Source organism: Deinococcus aestuarii, from assembly GCF_018863415.1.
GTDB lineage: Bacteria > Deinococcota > Deinococci > Deinococcales > Deinococcaceae > Deinococcus > Deinococcus aestuarii.
The window spans coordinates 63,727-83,048 of the sequence record NZ_JAHKSN010000019.1 but is presented as its reverse complement, the minus strand read 5'-3'; the positions used below and the strand labels follow the sequence as shown (position 1 = coordinate 83,048).

Below are 19,322 nucleotides of genomic sequence, written 5' to 3'. Positions count from 1 at the left end.
TCCCAGCCAGACTATGAACTCCCTCTCATCTTCTGTAGGATGAGCACGTTTGGCGCGGAGAACCCGGTCGGGAGGCGTCCGGTCCAGAGCCGGGCCGCACAGAACGATGGGGGAGCCAGGGGTGGGGTGGCCGGGAAGTCCCCGGACCATGTGGGGGCCCCGGGGTCCCTGCCGACCTTTGAAAGCAACCACCACGTGACCCTGGAGGCCGACGCCTCGGACCCGGACGGCCGGGTGAGCCGGGTGGAGTTCTTCATCAACGGGACCAAGATTGGGGAGGACGACACGGCCCCCTACCGCTTCGTGGACACCCAGGAGCGCGACTCCTCGATCCAGGGCGAGGAGGTGGACGCCTCCTTCGCCCGCGCCGTCGACGACCGGGGGGCCGCCACGACCTCGGCGCCCGAGCGGGCCGCGCTGCGCTCGCGCGACTACAGCGGCGGGAGCCTGCTGCCCCTGCGGGCGATCAACCTCGGCGGCCCGGCCACGGCGCAGGACAACTTCGTCTGCTCCTCCTGCCCGAACGCGGTCTTCTATGAGGCGGGCGGGGCGGGGGACGTCAGGACCAACGGCACGCCGCTCCCCCTCGCCCCGGGGGTGGCCCCAGTGCCCCGCGTCCTGAGCCCGGAGCGCGAGGACCTGATCCGCAGCGCCCTCTCGCGCCCGGGGGGGCTGGAGGTGAGCGTGCCCGTCCCGAGCGCCCCCTACGACGTGTACCTGTGGGTCCGGGCCGAGGACGCGGCGCCCTACGACATCGAGATGGAGGGCCGCCGCGTCGCGCGCTTCGACCCCGGCGAGGCAGGCCGCTGGGACCGGCTGGGGCCCTTCCGCCTCACCGTGGAGGACGGTGCGCTGGACGTGGCGAGCCTCGGCGCCGCCACGGCGAGCTTTTCCGGCCTCGAACTCTGGCGGGTGGCCCGGCCCGGCGAGACCCCGCCGACCGTGACGTTCGACCCCCGGCCCGGTCCAGGGGCGACCGCCGGTCAGGCCTTGCCGCTCTCCGTGACGGCCTCGGCGCCGACCGAACGCGTCGCGCTCCTACCCGTCGAGTCGGGCCTTCAAGATCGGGGAGGCCACGGGGGCCCCCTTCCGGATCGAGTGGCAAAACCCGCCCGTCGGCCAGTACACCGTCACCGCCGTGGCGCAGGGCAGCACCGGCCTCTCCGTGTGGCCGTCCTCGTTCGCCTCCACGACCGTCGTGGTCGCGCCCGCTCCCTGAAGCTTGTCTCCCCACCTCGGCCCGGCTCAGGCCAGCCGGATACCCTGCACGGCTGGGAGGACCCGCCACAGCCATGCCAGCCACAGCAGCCCCCCGGTGCCCAGCAACAGGACGTAGAGGGCCACCCGCAGCCGCCCGAGGGTACGGCGGCCCGGCTCGGCCCGCCGCAGGGCCCCCGCCGGGACGTAGGGGCGCCCGTGGCTCCCCAGGTTGACGCCCAGGATCATGCCCAGCGTCAGCACGGCGAGGAGGAGGGTCAGCAGGGCGGCGGTGAGGAGGGCGGGGTGCATCATCGGGGGCTCCGTTTCCCCGGGCGGGGCCGGGAGGGGTGGGCGAGGGCGCGGCTTCCCCCAGGGTAAGCCCTGCCGTGGGTCACGGTGGCCGTCCAGCGCGGCGGGCCCCGTCCCCCTCGCCCCCGCAAGGCGGCCCCGTCCTTTTCTCAAGGACCGCTCGATTCTGCGGGCCTCCCCGCTGCGCTAGCCTGCCGGACGTGCCCCACCCCACAACCCGGTCCATGCCTTCTCGCCCACCCGGTGCCGCCGCTTGAGCACCCTCATCCTCGTCCGGCACGGGCAGGCCACCCCCTTCGAGGCCGACACCGACCGCCTCTCCCGCTTGGGGGAGGAGCAGGCCCGCGCGGTGGGCACCTTCCTCGCCGAGTCGGGGGTGGAGCCCAGCGACGTGTTCTGCGGCTCCCTCGTCCGGCAGCGGGAGAGCGCCCGGCTGGCGGCCGAGGGGGCGGGGGGAGACTGGCCCGAGCCCGTGGTGGACCCCCGTCTCGCCGAGTACGACGGCGACGGCCTGATTCGCACCCTCGCCCCGCTGCTCGCTGCCCGTGACCCGAAGTTCGACGCCCTGCTGCGCGCCTCGGAGGAGGGTCGCCTGGGGCCGGAGCGTAACCGCCACTTCCAGCGGATGCTCGAACCGCTCGCCGAGGCGTACCTGCGAGGCGAGGTGGCGCACGGGGACGTGGAGACCTGGGCCGCCTTCCGCGCCCGCGTGCACGCTTTCCTGCGCGAGCGGCTCGCCGGGCCCTCCGGGCGCACCGTCCTCGCCTTCTCCTCGGGCGGCGTGATCGGCGTCACCGTCGCCGCCGTCCTGCGCGCCCCCGACGACTCGGCCCTGACGCTGAACTGGCGGGTCCGGAACGGCAGCCTGACCCGCGTCACCTACGGCGGCGGGCGCGCCAGCCTCGACGCCTTCAACGAGACCGCGCACCTCGGCCCCGACCTCACCTCCTGGCGCTGAGCCGCGCCGCGAAAGGAAGCCCCATGCCCCTCGATCCCCACCTGCAAGAAGTCCTGCTCCAGCTCGCCGCCGCCCCCCAGCCGAACGGCCTGGAGGAGATGCGCGCCGCCGTGATCGCCAACGCGGCCCGCTCGCCCAAACGGGACGTGACCATCGCCGGGACGCGCGACCTGACCCTCCCCGGCCCGGCCTCCGAACTGCCCGCCCGGCTGTACACGCCGCTGGGGCAGGGGCCGCACCCGCTGACCGTGTTCTTCCACGGGGGCGGCTTCGTCGCGTACTCCATCGAGACGCACGACCACGTGTGCCGCGAGCTGTGCGCGGAGGGGGACACCGCCGTCCTGAGCGTCGAGTACCGCCTCGCGCCCGAGCACCGCTTCCCCGCCGGGGTGGACGACGCCTACGCCGCCCTGGTGTGGGCTGCCGAACACGGGCAGGAACTTGGGACCGACTCCACCCGGCTCGCGGTGGCGGGGGACAGCGCGGGCGCGAGCCTGTGTATCGCCTGCACCCAGCGGGCGCGGGACGAGGACGGACCCGCCGTCCGAGCGCAACTCCTGATCTACCCGGCCGCCGATTTCGTCAACGTGGACCGTTACCCCAGCCGCCGCGAGAACGCCGAGGGCTACTTCCTGACCGAGGAGCGCATGGCCTTCTTCGGCCAGATGTACCTCGCCGACCCCGCGCACGCCGCGCACCCGCACGTCAGCCCCCTGCACGCCGCCCAGCTCCACGACCTGCCGCCTGCCCTCGTCCTGACCGCCGAGTTCGACCCCCTGCGCGACGAGGGGATCGCCTACGTCGGGGCGCTGCGGGAGGCGGGCGTGCGCGCCGAACACCAGCCCGGCCCCGGCATGATCCACGGCTTCGCCAACATGACGGCCTTCTCGCCCGCCGCCGCCGAGCTGATCGACCGGGCGGCGGGGTGGCTGAAGGCGGAGCTGTCGTAAAGAAATGCGAGTACAGGTCGGGGAGTGGACGCTGGAGGTGAGACAGGGAGACCAGCCCTTCGCCCATCTTCTGCTCCTCGCCGGTGGTGTGCTGGAAGCGTTCGGGGACTTGGAAGCTCCAACCTACCAAGACGACCAATTGCTATGCGTCGGTGTTGGCAAGAGCAAGCCGGCTGAGCTTGTTGTCGTGCAACGCTTTGAGTCGCACGGGGGTATCTTCGGGCCGGGCGTGCTGATTGTTCCCGAGACGGGCCTACTGTTCCTCGGTGCCGGGACACGTCTTCTCGCCTATGACCTGAACGAACCGACGCGACTGTGGGAGGACTTCACAGAGCACGGCTTCCTCGCGTGGGATCGGATCGGTGGCGTCGTTCTCATGTCTGCCGAGCTCGAACTCGCTGCGTGGACGACGGCTGGGCGCAAGCTCTGGACAACTTTCGTGGAACCGCCGTGGAGTTACAGCCGCGACGGCGACGACCTCGAACTCGACGTGATGGGCAACGTCTCCCATTTTTCCATTCTGACCGGACCATAGGGAAGGAGCTAAATGGGTAAAAAAGTTTTCCTTTCAGCCTCCACCCTCGCCGACTGAAACCCGTCCCGTCATCCTGCGGGCATGACAGGCGAACAACAGGACCTGCTGCGCGTCTCCGACCCCGCCCAGGCCCGCGCGCTCAGGGAAGATATAGAACTGCTGGGCCGCTTCCTCTCGCCCGCCTCGCCGAGCGATGTGGCGGTGTCGCTGGGACAGCCCGCGAACCTCGTCCACCACCACACGCGGCGGCTGATGGAGCTGGGTCTGCTGCGAGAGGTGCGGCGTGAGAGCGGCAAGGTCTTCTTGCAGCTCGCGGCGCGGGAGTTCCGTTTCCCTATGAAGTTGTTGCCCCCGCTGGAGGGGGAAGGCCGAGCAGGGGACGTGCAGGCGTTCGCCGATACTTTCCTGAGGGCATACGAGCAGTCATGGAGCCGGGTGCGGGAGGACGAGGAGGAAACCGTGGGGTTCGTCGATCCACAGCGGCCCGCCTCGCCCCTCCCACACCCCTCCGGGCCCGCCGAGGAAGATTACCCGCCCCACCTCGAAGCCCTGACCCTGCGCCTGACGCCGGAGCGGTATCGGCGGCTGGTTCGAGCGATGAGCGCCCTGCTCGAAGAACTGGCGATGGAGGAGATCAAGGAGGGGGGCGAGGTCTGCACCATCACCCTGCTCGCCTCACGTGGGGCGTCCCACCATGATCCCGCGCGTTTTCGGGGAATCAGCCACACGACCAGCTCCTTCCTCGGCGCCGACCCGGCCTAATTCCCCTCGCCATTCCCCTCGCCGCGCCCCAGCACGCGGTCCATCCCCCCGCGCACGAAGGCCCCGAGGGTCTCCGGCAGCTCGCCCTCTCCCGGCAGGTCGCCGTGCAGGGCGGCCAGGGCGGTCGCCTCCAGCGTCAGGATCACGAGGCGCAGGAGGTGGGGGTGTCTCTCCGGCGGGGCGGGGCGGTGGGCCTCCAGCCGCGTCTCCAGCCCGTAGAGGAAGGCGCGGCGGTGGGCCTGGAAGGTCGGGCCGCCGCCGCTGTGCAGCAGCAGCAGCAGTTCGCGCTCGCGCAGCAGCTCGCGGGTCAGGAGCGAGAACTGCTCGGCCCCGCCCGTGGCGAGCTGCGGCAGCAGCGGCGCGATGTGCTCCCACAGGGCCCCCAGCCGCCGTTCGAGGACGGCCGCGAGCATCGCCTCCGTCGAGGTGAAGTAGGTGTAGATCGTGGGCCGCGACGTGCCCAGCCGCCCGGCGAGGTCGGGCATGGTCACGCCCTCGAAGCCCCGCTCGATGAACAGGGCCTCGGCGGCGTCCAGAATCTGTGCCCGGCGATCCGGGGACGCGAGACGCTTGGGAGGACCGATCATACCCTCAGCATACACGTTTCCGACGTTCTGTCACTTGACAACTTGTCAGAAGGGGCGGAGACTGGGCCCATGACCGAAGAGTCCTCCGTTCCCGAACGTCGGCCGCAGGGGGCCGGACCGCGCCGCTCGCTGCGGGGTGACCTGCGCGCGCTCACGCCCGCCGAGCGGGGCCTGTGGCGACACCCGCTGATGTGGCTGGGGACGCTGGTGGTCACCGCCGTGCCGCTGCTGTACTCGACCGTGTACCTGAGCAGCGTGTGGGACCCGTACGGGCACCTGGGGGACCTGCCCGTCGGCGTCGTGAACCTCGACCGGGGAACGACGCGGGAGGGCCGCCCGGTCAACGTGGGGGCGCAGACACTCGCCGGGCTGCGGGAGGACCCGCCCGTGAGGCTCGTCTCCTACCGCACCGAGGCGCAGGCGCAGGCCGCCGTGCGGGCGGGGCAGGTGTATTTCGCGCTGACCTTCCCCGCCGACTTCAGCCGCCGCGCGGTGGGGGGCCGCAGCGGCGAACACGGCCTCCTGCACCTCTACACCGCCGAGGGCACGAGCTCCTTCGCCAGCCGGGTGGGCCGGAGCGTCGCCGAGCGCCTGGCCGGGGACATCAACGCCCGTCTGGGCACCAGCCGCTGGGAGGTCGTGCAGACCCGCCTGGGAGAGCTGGACCGGGGCTTGGCGGACCTGAAGGCGGCGACCGGCCGATTGCGCGACGGGGCCGCGAGCCTGGACGCGGGCGCGACCCGGCTGGCCGAGGGGGCGCAGACCCTGGCGGAGGGCACGGCGCGACTGGGCGGTGGGGCGCAGGCCCTTGCCACGGGCGCGCGGGACCTCTCGGGCGGCGTGACCCGCCTCACGGGGGGCAACGCCGAACTCGGGGCGGCCCTGCGGAAGGTCGAGGCCGCCGCTCCCGGTGAGGCGCAACTCGCCCCCCTGCGGGCGGGGGCCGGGGGGCTCGTGGCGGGGAGTGCCCGCCTCGCGGACGGGGTGACGGCGCTCGGCGCGGGAGCGGCGCGACTCGGGACGGGCGCGCGGGACCTCGCGGCGGGCGCAGGGCGGGTGAATGCGGGGGCGGGCCAGCTCGCCGCCCGGTCGCCGCGCCTGGCGGACGGGCTCGGGCAGCTCCGTCAGGGCGCGGCCGGGCTCGCCGGGGGGGCCACGGACCTCGCGGACGGCGCGGCGCGGGTGAACGCGGGGGCGGGCCAGCTTGCCGCGCGGACGCCCGCCCTCGCCCGGGGTGCCCGTGACCTCGCGGCCGGGGCGGAGCGGCTCGCGGCGGGAGCGCGGGCCGTGGCCCCCGGCACCCCCCTCGCCCAGGGGGCACGCGACCTCCAGACCGGAGCGGCGACGCTGGCGGAGGGGGCCGATCAGGCCGCGCGCGGGGCAGGCGACCTCGCCGAGGGGGCCGGGACCCTCGCCGCCGCCACCTCCTCACTTCGGGAGGGAGCGGCCACGCTCGCGGCCCGGACCGGGGAGGCGGCCACGGGAGCGCAGGGGCTCGCCGAGGGGAGCCGGGCGCTCGCCGCCGGAACCGCCCGGCTCCGGGCGGGCGCGCAGGACCTCGGGACCGGGGCGCAGACCCTCGCCGCCCGCGCGGATGAGGCGGGCCGGGGTGCCCGGCAGCTTCGGCAGGGCGCGAGGGACCTCCAGGCGGGCGTGGGCCTCCTCGCCGACGGCAACGTGCGGCTGAAGTCGGCCCTCGGGCAGCTCACCGCCCGGCTCCCCACGCAGGCCGACCTCGACGGGTTGGAGGGGGGGGCCGCCACCCTCGCGCGCGGGAGCGGTGACCTCGCCGGCGGCGCGGCCCGGGTCGAGGGTGGGGCGCGCGACCTGGCGGGCGGCGCGAGGGACCTCCAGGCCGGAACCGCCCGTCTGCGGGCGGGACTCGGTGAGCTGCACGCGAAGGTTCCCCCGGGCGTGGTCCCCCTCGTCGGGGACCCGGAGGGCCTCGCGCAGAGTGTGCGGGTGCAGGAGGTGGGAACCGCCGCCGTCCCGAACAACGGCACCGCCTTCGCCCCGTACTTCATGGCGCTGGCCCTGTGGGTGGGCGTGACCCTGACGACCTTCGTGTTCCCGTACACCACCCTGCCGGAGAGCGGGCGCGGCACGGGCCGGCTGGCCCGCGTGCTGCGCAAGGCCGCCGTGCCCGCCCTGGTGGTGACGGCGCAGGCCCTCCTCGTCGTGCTGGGCGTTCACCTCCTGGGCGTCGAGTACGGCCACCTCGGCGGGGTGCTCCTGACGACCGTGGCGAGCAGCCTGACCTTCCTCGCCGTCGTGCTCGCCCTCGTCACCCTGCTGGGCAGCGCCGGTCGGCTCCTCGCCCTGATCCTCCTGATCGTGCAGCTCGCGGCGAGCGGCGGCACCTACCCGGTAGAACTCTCGGGCCCGCTCTTCCAGGCCCTGCACCGCGTCATGCCCATCACGGACACGGTGAGGGCCCTGCGCGCCACCCTCTTCGGCTCGTATGACGGCGTGTATGCCCCCGCGCTGGGCCACCTCGCCCTCACCGGACTCGTCGCCGCCGCGCTCTCCCTGCTCGGGCGCCGCTGGCTCTTCGTGCCCGACGGCCAGGTCCGGCCCGCCCTCCTGAGTGAGGGGCAGAGGTAGGCGAGAAGAGCGCGTCCATCTGGAGGGGAGCGGAGGAAAAAGAGGAGGGAGGGGCCAGGTTGTGCGGCCCCTCCCTCTGCTTCCCTGCGTGCCTATCCCTGCATCTGCGCCCGCGCCTGCTCCTGAAGCTGACGCCACGCCACCTTGCCGGTCGCGCCGCGCGGCAGGGACCCGACGAACTGGTAGTCGCGCGGCACCTTGTAGGTCGCCATCACGTCGCGCGCCCAGGCCTCGATGTCCTTGCCGCTGACCTCCTGGCCGGGCTTGAGGACGATCAAGGCGCGGGCCCGCTCGCCGGTGCGCTCGTCGGGCACGGCGATCACACAAGCCTCCTGCACGGCGGGGTGGCCGTGCAGCAGATTCTCGACCTCGGCGGGCCAGACCTTCATGCCCGAAACGTTCACCATGCGCTTGAGGCGGTCGGTGAAGAAGAAGTAGCCCTCCTCGTCCATGTAGCCCAGGTCGCCCGAGCGGAAAAACCGCTTGCCGTCCAGCTCGGTAAAGGCCTCGGCGGTCGCCTCGGGGCGGTTCCAGTAGCCCTGCATGACCTGCGGGCCGTGGATCACGATCTCGCCGACGCCGCCGGGCGCAAGCTCCCGGTCCGTGTCGAGGTCCACCACCCGCGCGTCCACCCCGAAGATCGGGATGCCCAGGCATTGCAGCTTGGGGCGGTCCTTGGGGTTGGTGTGCGTCTGCGCCATCGTCTCGCTGAGGCCGTAGCCTTCCGCGAAGGTGATCCCGGTGAGGTCGAACAGCCGCTGCCCGACCGCGGCGGGAAGGGACGCGCCGCCCCCCGTCACGCTGCGCAGGGTCCCCAGGTGCGAGGGATCGAAGTTCGGGCTGCCCATCAGGTCGATCACCATCGTGGCGGTGTTCGTCCAGACGGTCACGCCCTGCTCGCGGATGAGCGTGCGGGCCACGTCGCGGTCCCAGCGGGCCATCACCACGACCCGGCCCCCGCCCATCAGCGGCGCGAGGAGGCTGTTGACAAACCCCGTCACGTGGAAGAAGGGCAGGGTCGCGAGGTACACGTCCTCCACGCTGCCGTCCACCCACACCCCGGCCCCGAAGACGTTCGCCTGCACGCTGCGGTGGGTGTGCATACAGCCCTTCGGGAGGCCCGTCGTGCCGCTGGTGTACGGCATCACGCACAGGTCGTCCGGACCTACCTCGGCGGCGGGGGCGGGGTGGGCCTCCAGGGCCTCCTCCAGCGTCACGTCCCCCCCTTGAAGGGTGGGCGTCATGTCCAGCCCGTCGGGCAGAGGCACTCCGGCCCTCCCCGCGTCGGTGCCGTGCATGACGTTCGCCACGACCGCGTGCGCGAGGCCCCCCTGTTTGGCCTTCTCGTACAGCTCGGCGCCCACCACCCCGACGCGGATCCCGGCGTCCTGAAGAAAGAAGCCGAACTCGCGCGCCTGGAGCATGGGCGCGAGCGGCACCACGACCGCCCCGAGCTGCCACGCGGCGTGCGCGGCGAGCGCCCAGGCGGGGCTGTTCTGCATCCACACGGCCACGCGGTCGCCCTTCCCGACGCCCTGCGCCTTCAGGTGCCCGGCGAGGCGCTCGGCCCCCTCGCGCAGCTCCCGGTAGCTCACCTCGCGCCCGTAAAACCACAGGGCCGTCTTGTCGGGGTAGCGCTCGGCACTGACGCGCAGGTTGTGCATCAGGCCCACCTGCGGCAGGGTCAGGGTGCGCGGCTTGCCCGCGGGCCAGTAGCGGGTCGCGCTTCCCTGGGCGCTTTCGGTGGGGGCGGACATCAGGCCGTCTTGGGTCATCGGGAAACCTCCGGGAGAAGGACCCGGCCGCCGCGCTGGGGCGGCTTCCGGGCGGGAACATGGGGGCGTGGCCCAGAGTGTAGGGCAAATCTGCGCCCCTGCACATGTCGGCCTGAGGCTCCCCCCCTGCTCGTCACGTGACGAGCGCCAGATCCCGGCCGGGAGACGAGGGCGGAATGAACCCGTCTGGGCCGGGCTCGGAGGGTCGTCCCGGCCTCCCCCAAAGAGTGAACTCCGTCAAAAATGCGTGCCAGGGGGCGAAAACGTATCCTCTTCCTTAAGGAATGCGTGCCAGAGGGGCTCATTTCGCTTCTCCCCCCTTCACGAGCGCGGCAACATATGTCATGCTGCTCACCATGACGAAAAAGTCAACGAAGGCCCCCGCCAAGAAGCCTGCCGCCGCCAAGGGCTCCACGCGGGGCGCGGCCAAAGCCCAGCGCGACGACGTGAACGAGGCGAGCGCGGGCGGGAACGGTGGCGACGCCCGGGGCGGCAGCGGCAAGGTCGCCAAGACGCAGCTTGTGGAGCAGGTCGCCGACAAGACCGGCCTGACCAAGAAGCAGAGCGAGGAGGCCGTGAGCGCGATGCTGGGCGTGGTTGTGGACGCGATCCGCAGCGGCAAGAGCGTGGGCCTGCCCGGCCTGGGTACCCTGAGCGTCAAGGCCACCGCCGCGCGCACCGGGGTCAGGCCCGGCACGAGCGAGAAGATCCAGATTCCCGCGGGCAAGAAAGTCGCCTTCAAGGTCGCCTCCACCCTCAAGGGCTCGCTGGGCGGCGACGCGGCGGGCGCCGACTGAGCGCGAACCCTCCGGCCAGAGCGCCCCGCGTGGGGCGCTTTTTCGTGTTCCGGGGGCCCCTAGCCGTGCGCGGCGAGCAGCGTGTTCCCCACCGCCCGCCGCAGCGCCTGGATGTCGAGCGTGCCGTGCCGTGAGGGGTGGACCCGGTTGCTCAGGAGCACCCACGCGAGGCCGCGCTCCGGCTCCACCCACAGCCCCGTGCCCGTGAAGCCGGTGTGCCCGAAGGCCCGCCCGCCGCAGAGGCTGCCCCCGCTCCAGCCCGGCTGAGCGGACACGAAGGCGAGGGAGCGGCCCGCGGCCTGGGGACGGGTGGCGGCGGCCTGCGCGGCGGGGGAGAGCCAGCCCCCCCGCAGGAGCCCTTCGGCCTGCGTCAGCACCCCGGCGAGCGTGCCGAACAGGCCCGCGTGCCCCGCCACCCCGCCGAGCGCCCAGGCGTTCTCGTCGTGCGTCTCGCCGCGCAGCACCCGCCCGCGCCAGGGGCAACGTTCGGTGGCGGCGGTGTGCTCCGGGTCGGGGGCAAAGGTCAGGCCCTCCTCCAGCTTGAACGCCCGCAGGGAGAGGCCGCGTGTCCGCTCCAGCACGGTGCCCAGCAGCAGATAGCCCAGGTCGCTGTAGACGATCTCTCCCGGCTCGGCCAGCGGCCAGGGCTCCTGAAGCAGCCGGGCGCGGATCGTCGCTGCGTCGCCCCAGGTATAGAGCGGCGTCCAGGCGGGAAGGCCCGCCGTGTGGGTCAGGAGTTGACGCAGGGTGCGGGCCCTCAGCGGTGTGTCCTGCATCCACGCGAGGTCGGGGAGGTGGGCTTCGATTGGGTCGTCGAGGTCGAGCAGGCCCTCTTCGACCGCCCGCAGGAGTTCCCGCGCGGTGAAGAGGGGCTTGGTGAGGCTGGCGAGGTCCCACCACGTCCCCTCGTCCAAGGGCAGAGGTTCGGGTTCGCGGGCTGCCCAGCCCAGCCCGTAGGTCTCCCCTCGCCCGTCCGTATCCACCACGCCAAGGGCCGCTCCACACAGGCCCTGCTTCTCGACAGCTTGGTCGAGCAGGTCCCGCGTGCGCTGCGGAATCACCCTTCCCCCAGGGCGATCCGCGCGTGTCCGCCCGCCGCCGCGAGCCGCGCCTCGGCCTCGCCCGCGTCCACCCCGAGCCGCAGCATCACGACGGCGGTTTTGACGCGCCCGCTCGCCGCCGTCAGGGCCTCCCGTGCCTGCGCCTCCCCCGCGCCGGTCGCGTGGCGGGTCAGGCGCACGGCACGGGCCTCCAGCTTGGCGTTGGTCGCCCGCACGTCCACCATCAGGTTGCCGTACACCTTGCCCAGCCGCACCATCAGGGCGCTCGACAGGGTGTTCAGGGCGATTTTCTGCGCGGTCCCGGCCTTCAGCCGCGTGCTGCCGCTGATGACCTCCGGCCCGGTGTCGAGGAGGACGGCGTGCTCGGCGGCGGCGAGGAGAGGCGTGTTCGGATTGTTCGCCATCCCGACCGTCAGCGCCCCGAGGTCGCGGGCCGCCGCCACCGCGCCCAGAACGTAGGGGGTCGTGCCGCTCGCCGCGACCGCGATGAGAACGTCGTCCGGCCCGGCGCCCGCCGCCCGCACGTCCCCCGCCCCCGCCCCCGCGCGGTCCTCTGCCCCCTCGACCGCCTGCCGGACCGCGCGCTCACCCCCGGCGATCAGCGGCACGGCCCGCTCGGGCGGCCAGGAGAAGGTCGGGGTGAGTTCGGTCGCGTCGAGCACGCCCAGCCGCCCACTCGTGCCCGCCCCCACGTACACGAGCCGACCGCCGCGTTCCAGGCGGGGCAGGGCCGCCGCCACCACCCGGGCCAGGGCCGGGGCCGCCGCGCGCACCGCCTCCACCGCCCACCGCTGGTCGTCGGCGAAGGCCTGCACGAGGCGCAAAGGGTCCAGCCGGTCAAGGTCGGGGTGGTCGGGGTGCAGGCCCTCGGTCGGGCGCGGGTCGGTCGTCATCGTGGCTCCTCCGGGGGCGGCCGCAGAACCTTCCCGGCGCTCACGGCCACCCGCGCTCCCGTGACGTGCGGCAAAACGTTCGCCCACCCCTGCGCCCGCGCGTAGCCCAGGAAGGCGAAGGCCGCCGCCTCGCGCGTGGCGTCGGTGAAGCCGTGCGCCGCCCAGCCCACCTCCTCAAAGGTCAATACGGGAATGGGGGAGAGGGCCGCGCGCAGGGCCGCCATCAGGACCGGGTTACGCGCCCCGCCCCCCGCCACCACGATCTCGTCCAGGCCGTGCGGAACGACCCAGCGGCGGTAGGCGCCCGCGACCGTGCGCGCGGTGAAGACCGTCGCCGTCGCCGCGAGGTCGGGGAGGCTCAGGTCGGCGGGGGAGGGGAGGCGGGCGAGCGTCCAGACCTCGCGCCCGGTCGCCTTGGGGGGAGGAAGCTGCAACTCGGGGTGCGTGAGCCAGGCGGCCAGCGTCTCCTCGTGAACCTGCCCCGCCGCCGCGAGCCGCCCGCCCTCGTCGTGGGTCTGCCCGTTCAGGCCCGCCACCTCGTCGATGAGGCAGTTGCCGGGGCCGGTGTCGAAGGCAAGGACGCCCGGTTGATAGGCGCCCGGCAGATACGTCAGGTTGCTGATCCCGCCGAGGTTGTGGACGGCTCGCCGAATCACCGGCTGCCCGAACAGCGCCCAGTCGGCGAAGGGGACCAGAGGGGCACCCAACCCTCCCACCGCCACGTCTGCCGGGCGGAAGTCGGCGACGACGGGCTTTCCCGTCCGCGCCGCGATGACCGCCGCCTCCCCGAGTTGGAGGGTGGCGGGCCGGGCCCAGCCGCGCGCCGGGTCGGGCCGTGGGTGGTGCTGGATGGTCTGCCCGTGCGAGGCGATCAGGTCGGCGGATGGACAGAGCGGGAGGGCCGCCTCCGCCAGCGCCTCGCCCAGCCACCAGTGGAGTTGGGTCAGCTCCGCCGCGCTGGCCTCGTCCCGCATTGCTGCGATGACCGCCGCACGAAGCTCAGGAGGAAAGGGGGTGAAGACGTGCTCCACGACGTGCCCGCGCGGCACGCCTTCCGGCAGACCGGGCCACCTCCCCCCGCTTCCCAGGGCGGGCCACTCCGGCAATTCCAGCAGCGCCGCGTCGATCCCGTCCGCGCTCGTGCCGCTCATCAGGCCGAGGATGCGGGGCGCGGTCATGGGTTCACCCGGCCCACCCGGGGGAAAGCGCAGCAAGGCGGCATCCGGGAGACCATACCACCCGGGCGCCCGTCTGCCCGCGAGGCTTGCGGTGGAGGGGGGGCAGACCTATCCTGAGGCCCAACCTTAACCACAATTGAGGTCTTTCCCATCTCGCGCCGACCTCCGGAGGTCTTCATGCTCAACCGACGCACCCTCGCCCCCCGTCTGCTCAGCCTTGTCACGCTCGCCCTCGTGGGGGGTGCCCTGGCCGCGCCCAAGAAGGTCACGGGCTACGGCTCCCTGGGCGTCACCGACGGCAAGCCCGGCGGCACGTACACCCTCATCCTCGGGGACAGCCCGCAGAGCCTGAACTACTACGGCGTGATCGACAACAACCTGGGACTCATCGCCCAGCAGCTCTTCGACGGGCTGGTGGAATTCAACTACGCCACCTACCGGGTCGAGCCCGCCCTCGCCGAGTCGTGGACGGTGAGCCCCGACGGGCGGACATACACCTTCCGGCTGCGCCAGGGCGTGCGGTGGAGCGACGGCCAGCCCTTCACTGCCGACGACGTGGTGTTCACGTACAGCCAGATCATCATGAATCCGGAAGCCCGCGCCGGGGACGCCGCCTCCTTCAAGCTCGACGGCAAGCAGGTCGAGGTGCGCAAGGTCAACGCGAACACCGTGCAGTTCGTGCTGCCGCGTCCCAGCCCGGCCTTCCTCCTCCAGATGCGCTCGTTCGTCATGCCGAAGCACAAGCTGGTGAAGTTCTCGCAGGAGGGCGGGGCCAAGGCCGCCGACATCAACAACGCCTGGCCGGGCAACGTGGCCGAGTCCGAGGTCGTCGGCACCGGCCCCTTCCGGCTGGGCAACTACACGGCGGGCCAGAAGGTCACGCTCGTCAAGAACCCGAACTACTGGAAGGTGGACGCCCGGGGCACCCAGCTTCCGTACCTGGGCCAGCTCGAATTCCTGATCATCCGCGACCCGCAGGCCCAGGTCGCGCAGTTCCTGGCGGGAAACGTGGATCAACTGAACATCACGGGCGCGCAGTTCCCCGACCTCAAGGGCCGCGAGGTGGCGGGCGCCCCCTTCAAGGTGACGCGCTCGACCGCCCTCTTCGGGAGCCCACCCTTCGTGGCGTACAACTTCGACGCGAAGGACCCCGCGCTCGCCCGGGTCTTCGGCGACGTGCGCTTTCGCCGCGCGATGCAGAGTGCGCTGAACCGCGAGCGCATCATCGACACGGTGTACAACGGCCTGGCGAGCCTGCCGGGGCACGGGGTCGCGCCGGTCAACCGCGACTGGTACGCCAACACCACCCGGCAGCTCGGCGCCTTCGACCTGCGGGCGGCGGGGGCGGCCCTCGACGCGCTGGGGCTGCGGGACACGAACGGCGACGGCATCCGCGAGGTCGCCCGGGGCAAGAATCTGGAGTTCGACCTCACCTACGGCACCGACTCCTCCGTCTACCCCGCCATCGCCACGATCATCCAGAGCGACTTCGCCAAGGCGGGCGTGAAGGTGAACCTGAAGGGCATCCTCTCCCGCAACCTGCTCTCGACCGGGCAGAGCGGCGACTGGGAGATGATCCTCCACGCCTTCGGCGACCAGCCCGACCCCGAACTGCGCAAGCCGATCTGGCAACCCGGCGGCGCCCTGTACTACTGGCACCGCAGCCTCCAGCCCGCGCAGGACGGCGCCGCGCCCAACCTGACCCGGATGCAGCCCTGGGAGCGCCAGATCTACACCATCTTCAACGACGCGGCGACCACCACCGACCGCAGCCAGCGCAAGGCGCTCTACACCCGCTGGCAGCTCCTCTTCGCCCAGAACCTGCCGGTGACGCCGCTCGCCAAGCCCGAGAACATCGGCGCGATCAGCAACAAGTACGGCAACTACATCTACAACCTCGGGGTGATCCCGGGGTACAACCCGGTGCCGCTCATCTATCAGAAGTGAGGAGTTAGGGGTTAGGTGTTAGGGAAAAGCGCGGTTGAAACGTCAGGCCGAAGCTCCCCTAACACCTCATCCCTAATCCCTAACCCCCTATGCTGACCTACACCCTGCGCCGACTCCTCGGCATGATTCCCACCCTGCTCGTGATCAGCGCCGTGTGCTTCACGGTGATCAAGCTCCAGCCGGGCAGCTTCACCGACCAGTACCTCGAAGACCCGCGCTTCACCCGTGAGACGGCGGCGGCGATCAGCCGTCAGCTCGGGCTCGACCAGCCCGCTCTCGTGCAGTACGGGCGCTGGCTGTGGGGCGTGGTGACGCGACTGGACTTCGGGTACTCCTTCCTGCAAAACCGGCCTGTGGTGAGCGTGATCGGCGACCTGCTGGGCTGGACGGTCTTCATCAGCCTGATCACGCTGCTCTTCACGTGGATCATCGCCGTGCCGCTGGGGCTGTACACGGCCTTCAATCGGCACGGCTTCGCGGCGAGCGTGGCGAACTTCCTGGGCTACGTGGGGCTCGCCATCCCCGACTTCCTGGCCGCCCTCCTCCTCGTCGCGCTCGTGCTGCAACTCGGGGGGACGAACGTGGGCGGCTTGTTCAGTCCCGATTACATCGACGCGCCGTGGTCGTGGGCCAGGGTGCTCGACCTGCTCAACCACCTCTGGATTCCCGTGCTCGCCATCGGGCTGGAGGGTGTGGCGGGGCTGATGCGGCAGATGCGGGCCTCGACGCTCGACGTGCTGAGCCAGGACTACATCCGCACGGCGCGGGCGAAGGGGCTGCCGCAGAACCGGGTGATCTGGCGCCACGCCGTCCGCAACGCGATCAATCCCCTGATCACCCTCGCGGGCCTGAGCCTGCCGACCCTGATCAGCGGCACGATCATCATCTCCATCGTCCTCAACCTGCCCACCATCGGGCCGCTGCTGTACGACAGCCTCGTCAACAAGGACCAGTACACGGCGCTGACCCTGCTGATGCTGAGCGCTTTCCTGCTCCTGGTCGGCAACCTGCTCGCCGATCTCGCGCTGGCGTGGGCGGACCCGCGCGTGAGGTACGGGTGACGACCGTTCCCGCTCCTTCCACTCCGACGGCTCCCTCTCCCTGGGCGATGGCGTGGCGGCGTTATCGCAAGTCCCGGCTGGGCGTGATCGGCGGCTGGCTGCTGATCCTCCTCTACGCCCTGGCGCTGTTCTCGCCCTTCCTCGCCCCCTACGCGATCACCACCCAGCACGAGGAGGCGAGCTACCAGCCGCCGCAGCGGGTCCACCTGGTGCACGAGGGGCAACTGCGCGCGCCCTTCGTGTACGGCTTCAAGCAGGAGCGCGATCCCGTCACCTTCGCCCGCAGGAACGTGGAGGACCGCGAGAATCCGGTGCCCATCCGCCTCTTCGTGCGGGGGGACGAGTACCGCTTCCTGGGCGTCCGGTCCACCCTCCACCTCTTCGGGGTGCCGGAGGGGAACACCTTCTTCCCGCTCGGCACCGACCAACTGGGGCGCGACCTCCTTTCGCGCACGCTCGTCGGCGGGCAGGTCAGCCTGACGGTGGGCGTGATCGGGGTGCTGATTTCGTTCGCCATCGGCATCGTGCTGGGCGGGATCAGCGGGTATTACGGCGGCTGGACCGACAACCTGATCCAGCGGACGGTGGAGGTGCTGCTCTCCTTTCCGCGCCTGCCCATCCTGCTCGCGCTCTCGACGCTGATTCCCGCACGTTGGCCGAGCACCTGGGTGTATCTGGGGATCGTGGCGGTCCTTGCCCTGATCGGCTGGGCGGGGCTCGCGCGGGTGGTGCGCGGGCAGGTGCTCGCCGCGCGGAACGTGGAGTACGTGACGGCCGCGCAGGCCATCGGCGCCCGCGATCTGCGGGTGATCCTGCGGCACATCACGCCGAACCTGAGTTCCTTCCTCGTCGTGACGGCCACGCTCGCGCTGCCGGGTTACATCCTGGGCGAGAGTGCGCTGAGCTTCCTGGGGCTGGGGATCAAGGAGCCGATGACCTCGTGGGGCCTCCTGCTCAAGGACGCGCAGAACTTCCAGACTTTGCGGCTCTACCCGTGGCTGCTGATCCCCGGCCTCTTCATCTTCCTGGCGGTGCTCGCCTTCAACTTCTTCGGGGACGCGCTGCGCGACGCGGCGGATACCCAGAGCCGGGGCTAGCCGGGAAGCCCGCCAGCTCGACCCCGACCATTCTCCATTCGTCCTCCTGAGGGGAAAAGCCCATGAACACCGTCCTGCTGTCCGCCGTGCTGAGCCTGTCCGTCGTCGCGTCCGCTCAGACGCCGCCCGCACCCACGCCCATCCCGCAAGGCGCCCCCGTCGAGTTGCGCGGCCTGTGGGTGGACGCCTTCGGGCCCGGGATCAAGACGCCCGCCGAGGTGGATCAGCTCGTCGCCGACGCCCGCGCGATGAACGTGAACGTCATCTTCGCGCAGGTGGGGCGCCGGGGCGACTGCTACTGCCTGAAGGCCGCCATGCCGCCGACGGACGACCCCGCCGTTCCCGCCGGGTTCGACCCGCTGGCAGACCTGATCGAGAAGGCGCACCCGCTGGGCCTCCAGGTCCACGCCTGGATCATCACGACGGCGATCTGGAACTCGCCCACGCCGCCGAAGAGCCCCGCGCACGCCTTCAACGCGCACGGGCCGGACAGGGCGGGGCAGGGCAACTGGATTCTGGGTAAGTTCGACGGCACGGTGAAGGCCGGAAGCGACTGGCTGCTCGACCCCGGGCACCCCGACGCCGCCGAGTACATCAGGAACATGTACGTCTCGGTCGTGCGGAATTACGATGTGGACGGCATCCAGTTCGACCGGGTGCGCTACCCCGACTTCAACCCGGTGGGCGGCCCGAACGGCTGGGGCTACAACGAGACGGCCCTCGCCCGCTTCCGCGCGGAGACGGGGGCCAGCGGCACGCCCGCCCCCGAGGACCCGGCCTGGGCCGCGTGGCGCCGCGCCCAGGTCACCAACCTCGTGCGGGACACGGCGCTGGCGGTGAAGGCGGTGAGGCCCGACGTGAGCGTCAACGCCGCCACGATCACCTACGGGGCGGGGCCGACGACGGACGAGGGCTTCACGGGGACGCGCACCTACAACGAGGTCTTGCAGGACTGGCTGACCTGGGTGCGGGAGGGGTACCTCGACCTGAACGTGATGATGAACTACAAGCGCGACTTCGTGCCCGAGCAGGCGGGGTGGTTCAACACCTGGGCGGCGTACGCGGCGGGGCTGCGGGTGCGCTCGCCGGAGGTCACGCAGGTGAGCGGGGCGTCGATCTACCTCAACGACCAGGCCAGCACGCTCAATCAGGTGCGCAAGACGCGCGGGCTGGGCCTGGGCTGGGCCGGGTACTCCTACCGCACGCCCGACGCCGACGTGAACGCCGGAAAGCGCACCCCCGCCGAGGTGCTGCCCGAACTCACCGCGCGGCTCACCGGACCGGGCGGCCCCTTCGCGTCCCCCGCCCGCTGGGTGAGGCCCGACGCGGCGGCGCTGCGGGCCCTGCGCGGCACGGTGACGACGGCGGGCACGGCGCCCCTCGGCGGCCGAACGGTGCGCCTCCTGGCCGAGTCGGGCGAGGAGCTGGCCCACACGACCACGAACGGCCTCGGCGGCTACGGCTTCCTGCGTGTCCCCGACCGGGCGGTGCGGGTGGAGGTGGGCGGCGTGACGGGCGAGCCGGTCACGGCCCCGGCGGGCCGGGTCACCGATCTCCCCGTCCTGACGCTGCCCTGAGGCCGCTGGCCCGAGCAGAGCGAGCACCCGT

16 protein-coding genes are annotated in these 19,322 nt (G+C 72.1%); 11 read left to right on the top strand and 5 right to left on the bottom strand.

Going from position 1 to position 19,322, the window contains the following annotated elements:
• Positions 1-39: 39 nt before the first annotated feature.
• From IC605_RS18595 to IC605_RS18575, 5 genes are all read left to right on the top strand, one after another.
• The gene (locus IC605_RS18595; RefSeq protein WP_216327669.1) at positions 40-1,578 is read left to right on the top strand and encodes an Ig-like domain-containing protein; all 1,539 of its coding nucleotides are present in this window, start codon (positions 40-42) and stop codon (positions 1,576-1,578) included.
• A gap of 184 nt (positions 1,579-1,762) precedes the next feature.
• Positions 1,763-2,467: a histidine phosphatase family protein gene (locus IC605_RS18590; RefSeq protein WP_216327668.1), complete on the top strand. Its 705-nt coding sequence runs from the start codon at positions 1,763-1,765 to the stop codon at positions 2,465-2,467.
• Between the two features lie 23 nt (positions 2,468-2,490).
• Positions 2,491-3,417: an alpha/beta hydrolase gene (locus tag IC605_RS18585; protein ID WP_216327666.1), complete on the top strand. Its 927-nt coding sequence runs from the start codon at positions 2,491-2,493 to the stop codon at positions 3,415-3,417.
• Positions 3,418-3,421: 4 nt separating this feature from the next.
• On the top strand, positions 3,422-3,952 hold the full coding sequence (locus IC605_RS18580; protein ID WP_216327664.1) for a hypothetical protein: 531 nt from the start codon (positions 3,422-3,424) through the stop codon (positions 3,950-3,952).
• 81 nt (positions 3,953-4,033) lie between these two features.
• Positions 4,034-4,714 carry a helix-turn-helix domain-containing protein gene (locus IC605_RS18575; protein ID WP_216327662.1) on the top strand — a complete coding sequence of 227 codons (681 nt, stop codon included), beginning with the start codon at positions 4,034-4,036 and terminating at the stop codon, positions 4,712-4,714.
• Here IC605_RS18575 and IC605_RS18570 read toward each other — a convergent pair.
• Positions 4,711-5,301 (bottom strand): TetR/AcrR family transcriptional regulator, encoded by a 591-nt coding sequence (locus tag IC605_RS18570; RefSeq protein ID WP_216327659.1) that lies wholly within the window; start codon positions 5,299-5,301, stop codon positions 4,711-4,713. The two genes, IC605_RS18575 and IC605_RS18570, sit on opposite strands and share 4 nt — an antisense overlap.
• A gap of 69 nt (positions 5,302-5,370) precedes the next feature.
• Between IC605_RS18570 and IC605_RS18565 the strand changes: the two genes are divergently transcribed.
• On the top strand, positions 5,371-7,905 hold the full coding sequence (locus IC605_RS18565; protein ID WP_216327657.1) for a YhgE/Pip domain-containing protein: 2,535 nt from the start codon (positions 5,371-5,373) through the stop codon (positions 7,903-7,905).
• Positions 7,906-7,997: 92 nt separating this feature from the next.
• On the opposite strand, the gene IC605_RS18560 is transcribed toward IC605_RS18565, so the two are convergent.
• A complete protein-coding gene (locus IC605_RS18560; protein ID WP_216327654.1) occupies positions 7,998-9,680 on the bottom strand; it encodes a long-chain-fatty-acid--CoA ligase in 1,683 nt (560 codons plus the stop codon).
• A gap of 356 nt (positions 9,681-10,036) precedes the next feature.
• On the opposite strand from IC605_RS18560, the gene IC605_RS18555 reads away from it, so the two are divergent.
• Positions 10,037-10,477: an HU family DNA-binding protein gene (locus IC605_RS18555; RefSeq protein WP_425514232.1), complete on the top strand. Its 441-nt coding sequence runs from the start codon at positions 10,037-10,039 to the stop codon at positions 10,475-10,477.
• A gap of 59 nt (positions 10,478-10,536) precedes the next feature.
• Here the strand turns inward: IC605_RS18555 and IC605_RS18550 are convergent, their stop codons facing one another.
• The 3 genes from IC605_RS18550 to IC605_RS18540 are packed head-to-tail and all read right to left on the bottom strand — an operon-like array spanning position 10,537 to position 13,609.
• Entirely contained in the window at positions 10,537-11,538 is a 1,002-nt protein-coding gene (locus IC605_RS18550) for a serine hydrolase domain-containing protein (RefSeq protein ID WP_216327649.1), read from the bottom strand.
• The gene (gene murQ / locus IC605_RS18545) at positions 11,535-12,431 is read right to left on the bottom strand and encodes an N-acetylmuramic acid 6-phosphate etherase (protein WP_216327644.1); all 897 of its coding nucleotides are present in this window, start codon (positions 12,429-12,431) and stop codon (positions 11,535-11,537) included. Before murQ ends, IC605_RS18550 begins: the two co-directional genes overlap by 4 nt.
• A complete protein-coding gene (locus IC605_RS18540) occupies positions 12,428-13,609 on the bottom strand; it encodes an anhydro-N-acetylmuramic acid kinase (RefSeq protein ID WP_216327641.1) in 1,182 nt (393 codons plus the stop codon). The genes murQ and IC605_RS18540 overlap by 4 nt, the downstream gene beginning before the upstream one ends.
• Before the next feature lie 177 nt (positions 13,610-13,786).
• Between IC605_RS18540 and IC605_RS18535 the strand changes: the two genes are divergently transcribed.
• From IC605_RS18535 to IC605_RS18520, 4 genes are all read left to right on the top strand, one after another.
• Positions 13,787-15,556: an ABC transporter substrate-binding protein gene (locus tag IC605_RS18535; RefSeq protein ID WP_216327638.1), complete on the top strand. Its 1,770-nt coding sequence runs from the start codon at positions 13,787-13,789 to the stop codon at positions 15,554-15,556.
• Between the two features lie 89 nt (positions 15,557-15,645).
• On the top strand, positions 15,646-16,617 hold the full coding sequence (locus IC605_RS18530; RefSeq protein ID WP_216327635.1) for an ABC transporter permease: 972 nt from the start codon (positions 15,646-15,648) through the stop codon (positions 16,615-16,617).
• Complete coding sequence (locus IC605_RS18525; RefSeq protein WP_216327632.1) at positions 16,614-17,714, top strand: ABC transporter permease; 1,101 nt, start codon at positions 16,614-16,616, stop codon at positions 17,712-17,714. The genes IC605_RS18530 and IC605_RS18525 overlap by 4 nt, the downstream gene beginning before the upstream one ends.
• Before the next feature lie 62 nt (positions 17,715-17,776).
• Positions 17,777-19,291 (top strand): family 10 glycosylhydrolase, encoded by a 1,515-nt coding sequence (locus IC605_RS18520; RefSeq protein WP_216327630.1) that lies wholly within the window; start codon positions 17,777-17,779, stop codon positions 19,289-19,291.
• Positions 19,292-19,322 lie beyond the last annotated feature (31 nt).

Coding starts and splice junctions, on each gene's coding strand:
- IC605_RS18585 (WP_216327666.1), top strand. CDS start 2,491: ATGCCCCTCGATCCCCACCTGCAAGAAGTCCTGCTCCAGCTCGCCGCC.
- IC605_RS18530 (WP_216327635.1), top strand. CDS start 15,646: ATGCTGACCTACACCCTGCGCCGACTCCTCGGCATGATTCCCACCCTG.
- murQ (WP_216327644.1), bottom strand. CDS start 12,431: ATGACGACCGACCCGCGCCCGACCGAGGGCCTGCACCCCGACCACCCC.
- IC605_RS18540 (WP_216327641.1), bottom strand. CDS start 13,609: ATGACCGCGCCCCGCATCCTCGGCCTGATGAGCGGCACGAGCGCGGAC.
- IC605_RS18555 (WP_425514232.1), top strand. CDS start 10,037: ATGACGAAAAAGTCAACGAAGGCCCCCGCCAAGAAGCCTGCCGCCGCC.
- IC605_RS18580 (WP_216327664.1), top strand. CDS start 3,422: ATGCGAGTACAGGTCGGGGAGTGGACGCTGGAGGTGAGACAGGGAGAC.
- IC605_RS18560 (WP_216327654.1), bottom strand. CDS start 9,680: ATGACCCAAGACGGCCTGATGTCCGCCCCCACCGAAAGCGCCCAGGGA.
- IC605_RS18565 (WP_216327657.1), top strand. CDS start 5,371: ATGACCGAAGAGTCCTCCGTTCCCGAACGTCGGCCGCAGGGGGCCGGA.
- IC605_RS18575 (WP_216327662.1), top strand. CDS start 4,034: ATGACAGGCGAACAACAGGACCTGCTGCGCGTCTCCGACCCCGCCCAG.
- IC605_RS18535 (WP_216327638.1), top strand. CDS start 13,787: ATGCTCAACCGACGCACCCTCGCCCCCCGTCTGCTCAGCCTTGTCACG.
- IC605_RS18520 (WP_216327630.1), top strand. CDS start 17,777: ATGAACACCGTCCTGCTGTCCGCCGTGCTGAGCCTGTCCGTCGTCGCG.
- IC605_RS18570 (WP_216327659.1), bottom strand. CDS start 5,301: ATGATCGGTCCTCCCAAGCGTCTCGCGTCCCCGGATCGCCGGGCACAG.
- IC605_RS18595 (WP_216327669.1), top strand. CDS start 40: ATGAGCACGTTTGGCGCGGAGAACCCGGTCGGGAGGCGTCCGGTCCAG.